The organism is Rhodococcus sp. 15-2388-1-1a (assembly GCF_002259145.1).
Lineage (GTDB): Bacteria > Actinomycetota > Actinomycetes > Mycobacteriales > Mycobacteriaceae > Rhodococcoides.
On sequence record NZ_NPFP01000046.1, the window covers coordinates 66,733 to 80,754 of the forward strand.

General features: G+C 64.0%; 15 protein-coding genes and 1 riboswitch. Of the genes, 10 read left to right on the forward strand and 5 right to left on the reverse strand.

Going from position 1 to position 14,022, the window contains the following annotated elements; translation table 11 throughout:
* Positions 1–19 precede the first annotated feature (19 nt).
* Entirely contained in the window at positions 20–502 is a 483-nt protein-coding gene (locus tag CH302_RS25135; protein WP_037190441.1) for a DUF456 domain-containing protein, read from the forward strand.
* Here CH302_RS25135 and CH302_RS25140 read toward each other — a convergent pair.
* Positions 499–1,245, reverse strand: coding sequence for an amidohydrolase family protein (locus CH302_RS25140; RefSeq protein WP_037190439.1), 747 nt, complete (start codon positions 1,243–1,245; stop codon positions 499–501). The genes CH302_RS25135 and CH302_RS25140 overlap by 4 nt on opposite strands.
* A 55-nt stretch (positions 1,246–1,300) precedes the next feature.
* On the opposite strand from CH302_RS25140, the gene CH302_RS25145 reads away from it, so the two are divergent.
* On the forward strand, positions 1,301–2,170 hold the full coding sequence (locus CH302_RS25145) for an SMP-30/gluconolactonase/LRE family protein (RefSeq protein WP_037190436.1): 870 nt from the start codon (positions 1,301–1,303) through the stop codon (positions 2,168–2,170).
* Between the two features lie 102 nt (positions 2,171–2,272).
* Here the strand turns inward: CH302_RS25145 and CH302_RS25150 are convergent, their stop codons facing one another.
* Positions 2,273–3,658, reverse strand: a complete 1,386-nt coding sequence (locus CH302_RS25150) for an FAD-dependent oxidoreductase (protein ID WP_037190434.1) — start codon at positions 3,656–3,658, stop codon at positions 2,273–2,275.
* A 295-nt stretch (positions 3,659–3,953) separates the two neighbouring features.
* On the opposite strand from CH302_RS25150, the gene CH302_RS25155 reads away from it, so the two are divergent.
* The 4 genes from CH302_RS25155 to CH302_RS25170 are packed head-to-tail and all read left to right on the forward strand — an operon-like array spanning position 3,954 to position 7,055.
* Complete coding sequence (locus tag CH302_RS25155; protein ID WP_037190432.1) at positions 3,954–4,814, forward strand: TauD/TfdA dioxygenase family protein; 861 nt, start codon at positions 3,954–3,956, stop codon at positions 4,812–4,814.
* A 34-nt stretch (positions 4,815–4,848) separates the two neighbouring features.
* On the forward strand, positions 4,849–5,376 hold the full coding sequence (locus CH302_RS25160; RefSeq protein WP_037190431.1) for an Rv0361 family membrane protein: 528 nt from the start codon (positions 4,849–4,851) through the stop codon (positions 5,374–5,376).
* Between the two features lie 45 nt (positions 5,377–5,421).
* Positions 5,422–5,835: a rhodanese-like domain-containing protein gene (locus CH302_RS25165; RefSeq protein ID WP_037190430.1), complete on the forward strand. Its 414-nt coding sequence runs from the start codon at positions 5,422–5,424 to the stop codon at positions 5,833–5,835.
* The gene (locus CH302_RS25170) at positions 5,832–7,055 is read left to right on the forward strand and encodes an O-succinylhomoserine sulfhydrylase (protein WP_037190429.1); all 1,224 of its coding nucleotides are present in this window, start codon (positions 5,832–5,834) and stop codon (positions 7,053–7,055) included. The genes CH302_RS25165 and CH302_RS25170 overlap by 4 nt, the downstream gene beginning before the upstream one ends.
* A gap of 5 nt (positions 7,056–7,060) precedes the next feature.
* Here CH302_RS25170 and CH302_RS25175 read toward each other — a convergent pair whose 3' ends face one another.
* The 3 genes from CH302_RS25175 to CH302_RS25185 all read right to left on the reverse strand — a co-directional run bounded on the left by CH302_RS25175 (position 7,061) and on the right by CH302_RS25185 (position 9,383).
* Complete coding sequence (locus tag CH302_RS25175; protein ID WP_037190428.1) at positions 7,061–8,134, reverse strand: isochorismate synthase; 1,074 nt, start codon at positions 8,132–8,134, stop codon at positions 7,061–7,063.
* Positions 8,134–8,892 (reverse strand): HAD-IIA family hydrolase, encoded by a 759-nt coding sequence (locus CH302_RS25180; protein WP_068053998.1) that lies wholly within the window; start codon positions 8,890–8,892, stop codon positions 8,134–8,136. Before CH302_RS25180 ends, CH302_RS25175 begins: the two co-directional genes overlap by 1 nt.
* A 152-nt stretch (positions 8,893–9,044) precedes the next feature.
* Positions 9,045–9,383: a WhiB family transcriptional regulator gene (locus CH302_RS25185; RefSeq protein ID WP_303396313.1), complete on the reverse strand. Its 339-nt coding sequence runs from the start codon at positions 9,381–9,383 to the stop codon at positions 9,045–9,047.
* Positions 9,384–9,586: 203 nt separating this feature from the next.
* Here CH302_RS25185 and CH302_RS25190 point away from each other — a divergent pair, with 203 nt between their 5' ends.
* From CH302_RS25190 to CH302_RS25205, 4 genes are all read left to right on the forward strand, one after another.
* Positions 9,587–10,942: an LLM class flavin-dependent oxidoreductase gene (locus CH302_RS25190; RefSeq protein ID WP_037190427.1), complete on the forward strand. Its 1,356-nt coding sequence runs from the start codon at positions 9,587–9,589 to the stop codon at positions 10,940–10,942.
* 103 nt (positions 10,943–11,045) lie between these two features.
* Positions 11,046–11,139: riboswitch (SAM riboswitch) on the forward strand.
* 117 nt (positions 11,140–11,256) lie between these two features.
* Complete coding sequence (locus tag CH302_RS25195) at positions 11,257–12,222, forward strand: amino acid ABC transporter permease (RefSeq protein ID WP_037190426.1); 966 nt, start codon at positions 11,257–11,259, stop codon at positions 12,220–12,222.
* Positions 12,219–13,010, forward strand: a complete 792-nt coding sequence (locus CH302_RS25200; RefSeq protein WP_037190425.1) for an amino acid ABC transporter ATP-binding protein — start codon at positions 12,219–12,221, stop codon at positions 13,008–13,010. The genes CH302_RS25195 and CH302_RS25200 overlap by 4 nt, the downstream gene beginning before the upstream one ends.
* Before the next feature lie 34 nt (positions 13,011–13,044).
* A complete protein-coding gene (locus CH302_RS25205; RefSeq protein WP_037190423.1) occupies positions 13,045–14,022 on the forward strand; it encodes an ABC transporter substrate-binding protein in 978 nt (325 codons plus the stop codon).

Consider the following 14,022-nt stretch of genomic DNA (forward strand, 5'->3'; position numbering starts at 1 on the left):
CACAGGGCACACTGAGCTCATGAGCGCGCTCGGAGAAGTCCTGGTCGGCCTGGTGATTCTGGTCGGCCTCGTCGGTATCGTCGTCCCGATTCTGCCGGGCACCATCTTGATCTTCGCGGCCGTCGCAGTATGGGCGTGGGTCACCGGCGGAGCCGCCGCGTGGACGGTCCTCGCGATCGCGACGGTGCTGCTGGTGATCAGTGGCGTAGTGAAATACACCTGGCCCGGGCGGCGCATGCGGGAGGCAGGCGTGCCGACGCGATCGCTGATGATCGGCGGACTGCTCGGCATCGTCGGATTCTTCGTCATCCCCGTCGTCGGACTGTTCATCGGCTTCATCGCCGGCGTCTACGTGGCCGAAGTGCCCAGGCATCGAAACCATTCCGAGGCATGGAGATCCACCGTGCACGCCACCAAGGCTGCCGGGTTGTCCATTCTGGTGGAGCTGTTCGGTGCCCTGCTTGCCTCGGCGGTGTGGCTCGGCGGAGCGCTACTCGTCTAAGGGACGCGATACCAAGCCCGGGCATTGCCGTCGAGCACCGCCGGGAGATCGCCGCCCACGGCGTGAGAAATGATGTCGATGTCGGTCTCCGAGAACGGACGAGGGGCACGGGTGCCCGGCAGATCGGTGCCGAACATCAACGCCGCCGGATTCACGCGATGAATCTGCTGCAGAGTGTCGATGATGTCGAGGTCCACCCGGCCGAATCCCGTTGCCTTGACGCGCACTCCGCGATCGACGAGATCGAGCAGATACGGCAGGCCCTGCGTCGAGAGGCCCAGGTGGTCGATGCTCACGGCGGGCAGTTTCGCGAGGATCGGCTCGAGCGAGAGCAGCAGGGACGCATCGACGTACAGCTCGGCGTGCCAGCCCACCAGTTCGTGGACACGACGCGCCTGAGTGGTGAGCATCTGCAGATCCGTCTCGCCGCGTTTGAGATTGAACCGCATACCGCGCACGCCCGCGTCGTTCAGCGCGACGATGTCCTCGTCGGAACAGTCGGGATCGATCTGGGTGACGCCCACCCAGCCGCGCCCCAGGGTCTCCAACGCAGCGAGCAGGAAACTCTGATCGAAGCCCTGGAACGATCCCGTCACCACCGCGCCGCCGGTGATACCGAGCCCGTCGACGTCGTAGAGGTAGTTCGAGACGGTGTACGGATCGGGCAGGAAACCGTGGTTCTCGATGAGCGGAAACTTCGGGTCGATGATGTGTAGGTGGGCGTCGAACACGGTCCCCAGCATGCCAGCTCACGCATTCGGCGTCGCGGCCACCGTTCGTGGTGTTTGAATTCGAAACATGAAACCGGAGACCACAGTCGTTCTCGATGGATACACCTACTTCGAATGTCCGAGATGGCACGAGGGGAGGATCTGGGTATCGGACTTCTACTCCCATCGCGTCGTGTCCGCCCTCGAGGACGGCTCCGACGTACGAGTCGAAGCCGAGGTGCCCAATCAGCCGTCGGGCCTGGGCTGGTTGCCCGACGGGCGGCTGCTCATCGTGTCGATGCGCGACTACAAGCTGCTACTGCGTGAGCACGACGGCTCGCTGACCGTGCACGCCGATCTGTCGACGTACGTGAAGGCGAACCTCAACGACATGCTCGTCGATGCGCAGGGCCGCGCGTACATCGGAAACTTCGGCTTCGATCTGATGAACTTCGCGCCCGTCGAGACGGCCGACCTGATTCGCGTCGACCCGGACGGTTCCGCGCACGTCGTCGCGTCGGATCTGTACTTCCCCAACGGGATGGCGTTCACGGCGTCGGGCCAACTGCTGGTGGACGAAACGGTCGGAAACAGGGTCAGTACCTTCGACATCGCCGAGGACGGATCCCTGGGGGAGCGGCGTGACTGGGCGAAATTCGGCGAACTACCGACGTCGACGGACATGGCTACGGCCATCGGCGAGGTCAAGGTTGCCGCCGACGGATGCTGCATCGACACCGACGGCACGATGTGGATCGCCGACGCGCTGGGGCAGCGAGTGCTGCACGTGGCGCCGGGCGGGGAGATCCTTCAGCAGCTCGATTTCGATCTCGGGGTCTTCGCCTGCGGACTCGGCGGATCCGACGGCCGGACGCTGTTCGTCTGCGCTGCACCTGATTTCAACGAGCATCAGCGCAAAATCGAAACGGAAGGAAAGCTGCTGGCAGTGCGGGTGTAGAGCGCTTCGCGCAGTGGTGTGGTCATGTGCCGCAGAGGGCACACGGGAGTGGAGCCTGCGGAACGACCCGCAGGCTCCACACTCACATGCGGCGTAGCCGCTTTAGGCCTTGTCGGGCTCGGAAGCCTTCAGCATGTCCTCGCGCTCGACGACCTTGACGCGCTCGCGGCCCTCGGGCTCACCGAGTGAGCGCTCGTGCGCGTCGAGTCGGTACCAGCCGTCCCAGGTGGTGAAGGGAACCTGCTTGCCTTCGAGGAACGAGGTGACGGCATCGAGATCGGGCTCGGCCGCACCGACGAAGCCGGGCGCATCCTCGAGCAGATTGGCGACGGTCTCGTTGGCGTCGCCCTTGGTGTGACCGATGAGGCCGACGGGTCCGCGCTTGATCCAGCCGGTGACGTAGGTGGCGGGAACAGGTGTGGTCGAGTGCGGGGACTCGACGACGCGTCCGGCCTCGTTGGGGATGGTGCCTGCCTGCTCGTCGAAGGGGAGCTGGCTGATGTTCTGGCTGAGGTAGCCCACGGCGCGGTAGACGGCCTGGACGTCCCAGTCGTTGTACTTGCCGGTGCCCTTGACGTTGCCGGTGCCGTCGAGCTCGGTGCGCTCGGTGCGCAGACCGACGACCTTGCCGTCCTCGCCGAGTACCTCGTGCGGCGACTCGAAGAAGTGCAGGAACAGCTTGTGCGGGCGAGCGCCGACGTCACGGATGGCCCAGTCCTGCAGGGTGTTGGCGACCATGTCGATCTGCTTGGAGCTGCGGCGGGCCTGCTCGGAGCCCTCGTCGTAGTCGATGTCCTCGGGGGAGACGATGACCTCGATGTTCGGCGAATGGTCGAGCTCGCGCAGCTCGAGCGGAGTGAACTTGGCCTGAGCCGGTCCGCGACGGCCGAAGACGTGCACCTCGATCGCCTTGTTGGCCTTGAGGCCCTCGTAGACGTTGGCCGGGATCTCGGTGGGGAGCAGTTCGTCACCGGTCTTGGCGAGGACGCGTGCGACGTCGAGAGCGACATTTCCGACGCCCAGGACGGCGACCTTCTCCGCCTCCAGGGGCCAGGTGCGCGGGACGTCCGGGTGGCCGTCGTACCAGGAGACGAAGTCGGCGGCGCCGTAGCTGCCCTCGAGGTCGATTCCGGGGATGTTCAGGGCGCGGTCCGCGTTGGCACCGGTGGAGAAGATGACGGCGTCGTAGAAGCGGCGCAGGTCGTCCAACGTGATGTCGGTGCCGTAGTCGATGTTGCCGAGCAGGCGAACCTGGGGCTTGTCGAGCACCTTGTGCAGGGCGGTGATGATGCCCTTGATGCGCGGATGATCGGGGGCCACGCCGTAGCGGATCAGCCCGAACGGCGCGGGCATGCGCTCGAAGAGGTCGATGCTGACGCCCGGTCCGCTGACATTGTGGTCGGACTTCATGAGCGCGTCGGCGGCGTAGATGCCTGCCGGTCCGGCACCGACGATGGCGACGCGGAGTGGACGAGTCTGATCGGTCATGTGCAGCGAGCTACCTTCTTCGAGGGAAGTGCGGACACCCCAGCATAAATTAAGGACAACCTGAGCTGGGGCAGAGGGCAACTTGCCGTATTTCCCGGTTTCCGGTAGGAATTGCTCTGTGCACACGACATACCTGGTCCGACGGTTCACCGTCGACTTCTGTCGTACCTGCACCAACATGTGTTGTCGGTGACAAGACCCGACGCCCTTCCCCTCCTCCAGCAGGACGGGACCCCTCTCTCGACGGCAGCGTTGCCGAAGATCAGCGCCCGGCCGTGCACAGATTCGAGGACACATGACCACTCTGGAACAGACCTCCGCGCTCACTGTCGACAAGCTCGGCCCATCGTTCGGTGCCGAGGTCATCGGCCTCGACGTCGCCTCGGCGTCCGACTCGCAGATCCACGCCGTTCGCCGGGCCCTCGTCGAACACAAGGTTCTGGTGCTGCGCGGGCAGACGCTCGACGACGCGGCACACGTCGAATTCGGCCGTCGTCTCGGTGACCTCACCGCCGGTCACCCGGTACACGACAGCGGCCACGTCGCCCCCGAGGTCTACGCGCTCGACAGCCAGGACAACGGATTCGCCGACGTCTGGCACACCGACGTCACGTTCATGGAACGCCCGCCGATGGGCTCGATCCTGCGTCCCGTCGTCCTGCCACCGCACGGCGGCGACACCAACTGGGCCGACAGTCAGCTCGCCTACGAGTCACTGTCCGCGCCGGTCCGCCGAATGATCGACGGACTCACGGCGATCCACGACGGCAACCGCGAATTCGGCTACTACCTCGCGCAGAAGCGCGGCGGAAAAGGCAACGTGTGGGACGGCAAGGAAGTCACCGCGCTGGTCCCCGTCGAACATCCCGTCGTCCGGGTCCATCCGGAAACCGGCCGCAAGGGGTTGTTCGTCAATCCGGGTTTCACCTCCCACATCGTGGGGGTGTCGGAAGCCGAGAGCCGCGGAATCCTGGACCTGCTGTACGCGCACCTGACCAAACCCGAACACATCGTGCGGCACCGCTGGCGGCTGGGCGACCTGGTGCTGTGGGACAACCGCAGCACCTCCCACTACGCCAACCGCGACTACGGCACCGAGCACCGCAAGATGCACCGCATCACGTTGCGAGGAGACATTCCCGTCGGACCCCGATAGTGCCGGGCCCGTCGGATCGAGGAAGATTGGCCGCATGGCGTCGTGGAGTGAACGTAGGCAGCAGTGGGTCGACAGTCGTGAGGAAGCGCGCAACAACGCGTCGCAAGCGGCCGCAGACTCCGGTGAGCAGCGTCCGCCCAATGCGTGGCCGTTCATCATCGCCGCGGGCATCGTCGTCGTTCTGCTCGTCGGCATCTTCGCGGCTTCGAAGTTCGCCCCGGCGGAGGACAACGTGACGCAGGCCCAGTTGCTCACCGACAGCCTCGACGGATTCCTCGAGGCGCAGAACACCGGCGACGCGGACCTGCTGCGCCAGAACACCTGTTTCGATCAGGTCGAGCGTCTGATTCCAGGTGACGATGCGCAGTACCGAACCGATCGAGCAGGCGAGGTCGAGCGCAACGGCGAGACGTCCATCGACGGTGTGCCGTCCGAGTACCAGGTCAACGGCGACCGCGGAATGGTCACGGTGCCACTGAAGGAAGAGAAATCCGGAGTGCAGACCGACGACGTGTGGAAGTTCGTTCGTGTGGACGACAAGTGGCTGGTGTGCAATGTCTGATCTTGGTATGTGTGACGTAACGGCAAGCGACGGAAGGCTGATCCAGTGACCTACGCAGGTGACATAACCCCGGAAGCTGCCTGGGAGTTGCTGCAGAGCAACCCCGAGGCGGTGCTCGTGGATGTTCGGACGCGCGCCGAGTGGCAGTACGTCGGAGTTCCCGACACCTCCGGTATCGAACGCCCGACACACCTGATCGAGTGGGTCAGCTTCCCCGACGGTGCCCGGAACACCAACTTCGTCGACGACCTGAAAGCCGCAGGCGTGGACGGAGATCGGCCCGTGGTGTTCCTGTGCCGCTCCGGTCAGCGATCCATCGGTGCTGCCGAAGCCGCGACGGCTGCGGGAATCGGCCCGTCCTACAACGTGCTCGACGGTTTCGAAGGTGCCACCGACGCCGACGGCCATCGCGGAGCCACGGGTTGGCGTGCGGTCGGGTTGCCCTGGAGGCAGTCGTGACGAACATTCCCAAAGGCGGCGGATTCGACAAGCCCTTGCCCGAGGGTGTGGGTCAGGCAACACTCGGGGTTCGCGGCGGCCTGATGCGATCGGGCTTCGACGAGAATGCCGAAGCGCTGTATCTCTCTTCGGGTTTCGTGTACGAGAGTGCCGGCGCTGCCGAACAGGCGTTCACCGGGGACATCGACCATTTCGTCTACTCGCGTTACGGCAACCCGACGGTCAAGATGTTCGAGGAGCGGCTGCGCCTGATCGAGGGGGCCGAGGCGTGCTTCGGTACCTCGAGCGGAATGTCCGCGGTGTTCACCGCGCTCGGTGCACTGTTGAAGGCCGGTGACCGATTGGTTGCTGCGCGTAGCCTTTTCGGTTCCTGCTTTGTCGTGTGCAACGAGATTCTGCCGCGCTGGGGCGTCGAGACCGTCTTCGTCGACGGAGAAGACCTCGAGCAGTGGGAGCAGGCGCTGTCGGTGCCGACGACGGCGGTGTTCTTCGAGACTCCGTCCAACCCGATGCAGTCGTTGGTCGATGTTCGACGCGTCTCCGAGCTGGCACATGCGGCCGGCGCAACGGTGGTGCTGGACAACGTGTTCGCGACGCCACTGCTGCAGCGCAGTCTCGAACTCGGTGCCGACGTGGTTGTGTACTCCGGTACCAAGCACATCGACGGCCAGGGTCGGGTTCTCGGCGGTGCGATCCTCGGCTCGAAGGAGTACATCGAAGGACCGGTGCAGACTTTGATGCGGCATACCGGTCCGGCGCTGAGTCCGTTCAACGCCTGGACGCTGCTCAAGGGCTTGGAGACCATGCCGGTGCGAGTGCGGCATTCGGTGAACTCCGCGCTGCAGATCGCGGAGTTCCTCGAAGGCCATCCGGCGGTGCGCTGGGTGAAATACCCCTTCCTGCAATCACATCCGCAGTACGAGCTGGCGAAGTCGCAGATGTCGGGCGGCGGCACCGTCGTCACGTTCGAGCTCGATGCCCCCGAGGGGGAGGGCAAGAAGCGTGCCTTCGAGGTGCTCGACGCGTTGCGCATCGTCGACATCTCCAACAACCTCGGCGACTCCAAGACGCTGATCACCCATCCGGCTACCACCACGCACCGCGCGATGGGGCCGGAAGGTCGTGCAGCAGTGGGCATCACCGACGGCGTGGTGCGCATTTCCATCGGCCTCGAAGACACCGAGGATCTGATCGGAGACCTGGACCAGGCACTGAAGTAGCAGGGTCAGTGCTGGAAGACGCTGAGCACCGTGCGGAACTTGGCCGTAGTTTCGTCGAGTTCGGCGTCGGGGTCGGAATTTGCCACGATGCCGCCGCCGGCAGTCGCCGTTCCGGTCAGCCCATCCGCGGAGAGCTCGATGCAGCGAATGGTCACCATCCATTCGCCGTCGCCGCTGCCGTCGGTCCATCCGACGGCTCCGGCGTAGAAGCCGCGGGAGCCCTCGACGTCTGCGATCGCAGCCATGGCCGCGGCTCGCGGAACGCCGGCGACGGCAGCGGTGGGATGCAGCGCCAACGCGAGGTCGAGCGCCGTGGTCGCGGGATCGGCCAGGGTTCCGACGATGGGCGTCGACAGGTGCCACAGCTGCGGAGTGCTGCTGAGCTGGGGTGAGTCGGGTACGTCCAGCGTCTCGCAGAACGGTGCCAGCGCAGTCCGGATCTCGTCGACGACGAATCGGTGCTCGGCCTGGTCCTTCGCACTCGCCGCCAATGCCGCGGAGATACGCGCTTCCTCGTCGGGATCGGTGGATCGCGCTGCCGTCCCCGCGAACGGATGACAGCTGACAATGTTGCCGCGCTTACGAACCAACAGTTCCGGGCTCGAACCGACGATGTGTCGACCGGCAGGCGCGGTGGGGGACAGGTCCGCCAGAAAACCGTTGCCCATCGGATCGCGGGAGACCAACGCGCTCAACACCGAGACAGGTTCGATCGGCGAATCCGCGGTCACCTCGATGGCCCGCGCGAGCACGATCTTCTCGGCAACACCGGCTTTCACTTGCTCGACGACATCCCGCACCCGCTGCACGTGAACGTCCGGGGCGGGTATCTGGCGCGCAACGGTGACGGTCGGCAGAGGCGGGAGAGCATCGACCGTTGCCCACGGCCCGTCGAGTCGATAGAACTCCTCCGGCTCGATGAGGGCAGTGGCGTCGGACATGTCGAACGGGAGTGCGCCGACCACGTTTCGGCCTTCCCGCACCGCGGCCACCGCGTCGGCGATATCGGGAAAAGCGTGCCGGACACCCCGCCCGACAACGTGGTGATCCTGCCGGGAGAGAACGAATTCGAGTGTCATCAGAACGGGTTCTGCGTGCGGCCCACCAGGTCTGCAACGGAATCGAGAACCTTGGTCGGCCGGTACGGATACTGCTCGACGGATTGGACCGTCGAGATTCCGGTGAGAACCAGGATGGTCTGCAGCCCGGCTTCGAGACCCGAGAGCACGTCGGTGTCCATTCGGTCGCCGATCATCAGCGTGTTCTCCGAGTGCCCGCCGATCGCGCGCAGCGCCGAACGCATCATCAACGCGTTGGGCTTGCCCACGTAGTACGGCTCTTTGCCGGTGGCCTTGGTGATGAGAGCGGCCACCGAACCGGTGGCCGGCAGCGAGCCTTCACGGGACGGTCCGGTGGCGTCGGGGTTCGTGGCGATGAAGCGCGAGCCCTTCTCGACCAGGCGAATAGCGGTGGTGATGGCCTCGAACGAGTACGTGCGGGTCTCGCCGAGCACCACGTAATCCGGGCTCGAGTCGGTGAGCGTGTAGCCGATGTCGTGCAGGGCGGTGGTCAGACCCGACTCGCCGACGACGTAGGCGCTACCGCCGGGCCGCTGATTGCCGAGGAACGTCGCGGTGGCGAGAGCAGAGGTCCAGATCGACTTCTCCGGAATGTCCAGACCGGTGAACGCCAAGCGGGCCCGCAGGTCACGTGGGGTACGAATCGAATTGTTCGTCAACACGATGAACGGAATCTCGTTGGCCTGCAGCTCGGCGAGAAACGTGTCGGCACCGGGAATCAAGTGATCCTCGTGGACCAGAACGCCGTCCATGTCCATCAGATACGTCCACTGCTGAGGCTTCTCGGTTTCGCTCACCCGTCCATTGTGAACTACCCGGTCGCGCCGCAGGCTCGACTACCGAACTATCGGGTCGTTCCGCCGGCTTCACTCTGAACTATCGGGTCGTTCCGCCGGCTTGACTCCTGCCGCTAACTCGCCTGCCGCTCTTCGGCACGCCGCGAATTCGCGCGGTGCACCACTCGTTCCCGGACGGTCATCCCACCCCAGACTCCGAACGGTTCGTTGGCGGCCAGAGCGAATTTTCGGCACGCCTCGATGACCCCGCAGTCTGCACACACCTGCTTCGCACGGTCCTCGCGTGCACGGCGTGCGGAGCGGCCCTCGCCGGACGGGGAGAAAAATATCTCCGAGTCCTGCCCGCGGCACAGTGCGTCGACCTGCCAGTCCCAGAATTCGACGGCAGGGGAGATCCCGCGCTCGATCATGGCAATTGCGGTGTTCCTCGACGTGGCGGAGTTGTTCGGCATCGCAGCGACCCATTCCTTTCGTCGACGCTGTGCGAGACCCAGCCCGCACAGAACGATTCGCTAACGAAAAGGCTCGCCGCGTCGATGGCGCGACGCAATGGTTGAAATCAGGCTGATTCGAGGGGCTGTGCTCGGTGCGCTGCTGACGTCTGCGGAATGTCGCAGCATCGCCGGGTCGTGAGTGTTCGTGGCATGGTGGCGGTATGACTCGGCCGCTCAGGTTCTCCGCATTCGTCATGAACACCACGTCACATATCGTGCACGGTGCGTGGCGCAAACCGGAGGCGGAGCAGGCCGATTTCTCCTCGCTGGAGCATTGGGTGTCGTTGGCGAAGGAACTCGAGCGCGGCAAGTTCGATTTCATGTTTTTTGCCGATGTCGTGGGGCTGTACGACGACTATCGGGGTTCGTGGGAGAAGTTCGTCGAGTCCGGTTTACAGATTCCCAGCAACGATCCCACCGTGATCGCGTCGGCTATCGCTTATGCGACAGAGCATCTCGGGATCGCGTTGACGTCGTCGATTCTGCAGGAGCATCCGTTCAACTTCGCGCGGAAGATGTCCACGCTCGACCACGCGTCGGGCGGTCGCATCGCCTGGAACATCGTGACGAGTCTGTCACCCAACGCCTGGCGCAACTTCGGCTTCGGAGACATGGCTCTGCACGAGGATCGATATGCCTGGGCGGACGAGTACGTCGATGTCGTGTACAAGCTGTGGGAAGGATCATGGGACGACGGAGCGTTGTTGCAGGACAAAGCATCCGGTCGGCACGGCGATTTCTCGAAGGTGCACAAGATCGATCATGTCGGCGCGCGCTACAGCGTCGAGGGCCCGCATCTCGTGGCTCCGTCTCCGCAGCGGACGCCGTTGTTGTTCCAGGCCGGTTCATCTCCGACAGGCCGGCGCTTCGCGGCGCGCAACGCCGAGGCCCAGTTCATTGCTTCTCCGACACCCGAGTCCGCGCGCTCGTTGATCTCCGACACGCGCCGTCTGGTCGTCGAGGCAGGCAGGTCCGCCGAGGACCTCGAATTTTTCCAGGGTCTGTCGTTCGTCATCGGTAGTACCGAGAGTGAAGCTCGACGCAGAGAAGCGGAGTTGGACGAGTACGTCGACGACGAGGCGATGATCGCGCACGCTGCGGGTGGGATCGGCATAGATCTGGGCTCCTACGATCTGGACACCCCGATCGGTGAGGTGCAGGGGGAAGGCTCGCAAAGCACGTTGGCGTGGCTCCGCGAGGCAATCACCGACCGAGAACCCACCGTTCGCGATCTGGCGCACATGCGGACTCGGAGCGGCCGTGTGGTGGGAACGCCGGAATCCATCGCAGATCAGCTCGAGCAGTGGCGCGCCGTCGGGGTAGACGGGATCAACGTCATCAACTCGACGATCCCGGGCAGCTACCTGGAGTTCATCGAGCATCTGACGCCGGTTCTTCAGCAGCGCGGGCTTGCGCAACGCGAGTACGGACAGGGCACCGTCCGAGGCAAGCTCACCGGACGGGACAGGCTGCCGGCGTCACATCCGGCGGCCCGATACCGGGGTGCCTTCAGCTGACACGAGGCCCATCAGGCGGGTGGCAAGGGTTGAAATCATCGTGATTTCAACCCGAATCAACACGCGCACTTGACTTTTCAATCTGAAGTTCTATAGATTTCTGTCACCATCCAGAGCGACCGAGAGACCTTGGCTCGATGACGTCGCAGCAACCCCGCCCTGTGGCGTGTGGGTGCTACCGCCAGGACCGATGGAGGCACGCCTGATGAACACCTGTACTTGTACGCACGCTTGACCGATTCGCGTACCCACAGCACGAAATCTGCGAAAGGCAACACGGCGATGATCGCTGCCCATCCGACCCGGCGGTTCCGGTGACTCAACTACAGGCTCGACCATCGGCCTCGAACCCAGGTGACGATGCGCAGGTTCCCGACGAGCAGCTGGTGGTAGCCCGGAAGTGGCATCCGTGGCGTTGGGTGATCAGCATCGCCACCCTCGTAGTGGTCGCCCAATTCCTGCACGGCTTCGCCACCAATCCGGGGTGGGACTGGGGCACCTTCGCTCAGTACTTCACGGCGCAATCGGTTCTCTCGGCGTTGTGGCTCACCATCCAGCTCACCTTCTGGGGAACCCTGATCGGCTTCGCTCTCGGCATCGCGCTTGCGGTCGCCAGGCTGTCGAACAATCCCGTGCTGCAAGTGATCTCGTGGTTCTACATCTGGGCGTTCCGGTCCATTCCCCTGATCGTGCAGCTGCTGTTCTGGTTCAACATCGCGTACCTGTACCAGACCTTGTCGCTGGGCATTCCGTTCGGTCCCAGCTTTTTCGAGTTCGACGTCAACAATGTCATCAGCGGCTCGACCGCAGCGATCATCGGGCTCGCTCTGCATCAGGCTGCATACTCCGCTGAGATCGTCCGGGCCGGCATCATCTCCGTGGACCAGGGACAGCTGGAAGCGTCTGCAGCGCTTGGTATTCCGAAAAGGCGAGAGTTCTTCAAGATCATTCTGCCGCAGGCGATGCGAGGCATTCTCCCCAACGCTGCCAACGAGGTGATCAGCCTGTTCAAGGGCACCTCGATCGTCTCCGTCATGGCCATCGCAGAGTTGTTCTACCAGGTTCAGGTCATCTACGGCCGAAGCGGCCGAGTGGTACCGCTGCTGATGGTGGCCACCGTCTGGTACATCATTCTCACCTCGATTCTGTCGGTGGTGCAGTACTACGTCGAGCGGCACTACGCCAAGGGGGCAGTGCGCAACATCGAACTGACTCCGATCCAGAAGCTACGGAAGAAACTGGCCGAGATCACCCTGGCCCCGCGAGGAGCAACACGATGACGACGCTCGGCCCCACCACGTCCTCGACGACATATGCCGTCGAGGTACGCGGCGTACACAAGTCCTACGGTTCACTCGAAGTGCTCAAAGGCGTCGACCTGGTCGTCCGGCCCGGGGAGGTCACCGCAGTCATCGGCCCGTCCGGATCTGGTAAATCGACACTGCTGCGCATCATCAACCACCTCGAGAAGGTCGATCAAGGGACTGTCCGGGTCGACGGCGATCTGGTCGGCTACAAACGCAAGGGTGCAAAGCTGCACGAGCTGAGCAACCGTGAGATTCTGCGCCAGCGTTCGCAGATCGGTTTCGTCTTCCAGAACTTCAACCTCTTCCCGCACCTGACTGTGCTCGAGAACGTCGTCGAGGCTCCGATCTCGGCGCAGAAGCGCAAGCGTGCGGACGTGGAGCCCGAGGCACTGGCGCTGCTCGAGCGGGTCGGCGTTGCCGCGAAAGCGCACGACTACCCGCGTCGGCTTTCCGGGGGCCAGCAGCAGCGAGTCGCCATCGCACGGGCACTGGCGCTGCGGCCCAAAGTAATTCTGTTCGACGAGCCCACCTCGGCGCTCGATCCTGAGCTCGTGGGCGAGGTGCTCGAAGTCATCCGCGGGCTTGCGCGCGATGGTGCCACTCTGGTGATCGTCACGCACGAGGTGGGCTTCGCCCGCGAGATCGCCGACACCGTCGTATTCATGGATTCCGGTGCCGTCGTCGAACAGGGGCCTCCTGCAACACTTCTCGATTCGCCGCAGCGCGAGCGGACCAAAGCTTTCCTCTCCCACGTTCTGTAAACCACCTCACTTCAGCGAAAGACGGACAACACACATGTCGAAACCATCACGCAGGCTGACGGTCATGGCCGCAGCATTGGCCATCGTGGCGCTCACTGCGACCGCCTGCAGCGAACCCGCGGCCGAATCGCAGGTCGTCACCGAGGCGGGACAAAGCTTCGACCTCTCGCCCGAGCAGGCCGAGAGAGTCCGGGTCGACAAAGTCGACGAGATCGCCGCAAAAGTGCCCCAGGCCATTCGAGACCGAGGAACGCTGATCGTCACCGGCTCGGGCGGAACTGCGCCCCCACTGCGCTTCTACGCCACCGACGACACCACCATCGTCGGATCCGAGGTCGACTTCTCCTACCTCGTCGGCGACATTCTCGGGCTGGACGTCGATCTGCAAGTTGCCGACTGGTCGCAGAATTTCGTCAAGATCGATTCCGGCGAGAACGACGTGTTCATCTCCAACGTCACGGTCACCGAGGAGCGCAAAGACAAGTACGACTTCGCCACCTACCGGCTCGACAATCTTGCATTCGAGACCCAGAAGGACACCGACTGGAAGGTGGAGAAGCGTCAGGACATCGCAGGCAAGAAGATCGGCGTCGGCTCCGGCACCAACCAGGAGCAGCTGCTGGTGGACTGGAACGAGGCCAACGTGGCCGAAGGTCTCGAGCCGGCAGAGCTCGCCTACTACCAGAACACGTCCGATTACTATCTGGCGCTGGGATCGAAGCGAATCGACGGCTATCTCGGCCCGAACCCCTCTGCCGTCTACCACGCAGCAACCAGTGGGGAATCGAAAGTTGTCGGGACGTTCTCCGGGGCCGGCGATGCGTTGCAGGGTGAGATCGCGGTCTTGACCAAGAAGGACAACGGTCTCATCGAGGCCATCCGCGAGGCGCTCCAACATGCCATCGACGACGGCAGCTACCAGCGCGTCATCGATCGGTGGGGCCTGCAGTCCGAGGCTGTATCCGAGTCAGTCATCAACCCGCCCGGGCTTCCCCGCAAGCCTGCAGCGTAG

Excerpts from the sequence above, each read along its gene's own strand:
- CH302_RS25135 (WP_037190441.1), top strand. The coding sequence starts at position 20 with ATGAGCGCGCTCGGAGAAGTCCTGGTCGGCCTGGTGATTCTGGTCGGC.
- CH302_RS25140 (WP_037190439.1), bottom strand. The coding sequence starts at position 1,245 with ATGCTGGGGACCGTGTTCGACGCCCACCTACACATCATCGACCCGAAG.
- CH302_RS25145 (WP_037190436.1), top strand. The coding sequence starts at position 1,301 with ATGAAACCGGAGACCACAGTCGTTCTCGATGGATACACCTACTTCGAA.
- CH302_RS25150 (WP_037190434.1), bottom strand. The coding sequence starts at position 3,658 with ATGACCGATCAGACTCGTCCACTCCGCGTCGCCATCGTCGGTGCCGGA.
- CH302_RS25155 (WP_037190432.1), top strand. The coding sequence starts at position 3,954 with ATGACCACTCTGGAACAGACCTCCGCGCTCACTGTCGACAAGCTCGGC.
- CH302_RS25160 (WP_037190431.1), top strand. The coding sequence starts at position 4,849 with ATGGCGTCGTGGAGTGAACGTAGGCAGCAGTGGGTCGACAGTCGTGAG.
- CH302_RS25175 (WP_037190428.1), bottom strand. The coding sequence starts at position 8,134 with ATGACACTCGAATTCGTTCTCTCCCGGCAGGATCACCACGTTGTCGGG.
- CH302_RS25180 (WP_068053998.1), bottom strand. The coding sequence starts at position 8,892 with ATGGACATGGACGGCGTTCTGGTCCACGAGGATCACTTGATTCCCGGT.
- CH302_RS25185 (WP_303396313.1), bottom strand. The coding sequence starts at position 9,383 with ATGCCGAACAACTCCGCCACGTCGAGGAACACCGCAATTGCCATGATC.
- CH302_RS25190 (WP_037190427.1), top strand. The coding sequence starts at position 9,587 with ATGACTCGGCCGCTCAGGTTCTCCGCATTCGTCATGAACACCACGTCA.
- CH302_RS25200 (WP_037190425.1), top strand. The coding sequence starts at position 12,219 with ATGACGACGCTCGGCCCCACCACGTCCTCGACGACATATGCCGTCGAG.
- CH302_RS25205 (WP_037190423.1), top strand. The coding sequence starts at position 13,045 with ATGTCGAAACCATCACGCAGGCTGACGGTCATGGCCGCAGCATTGGCC.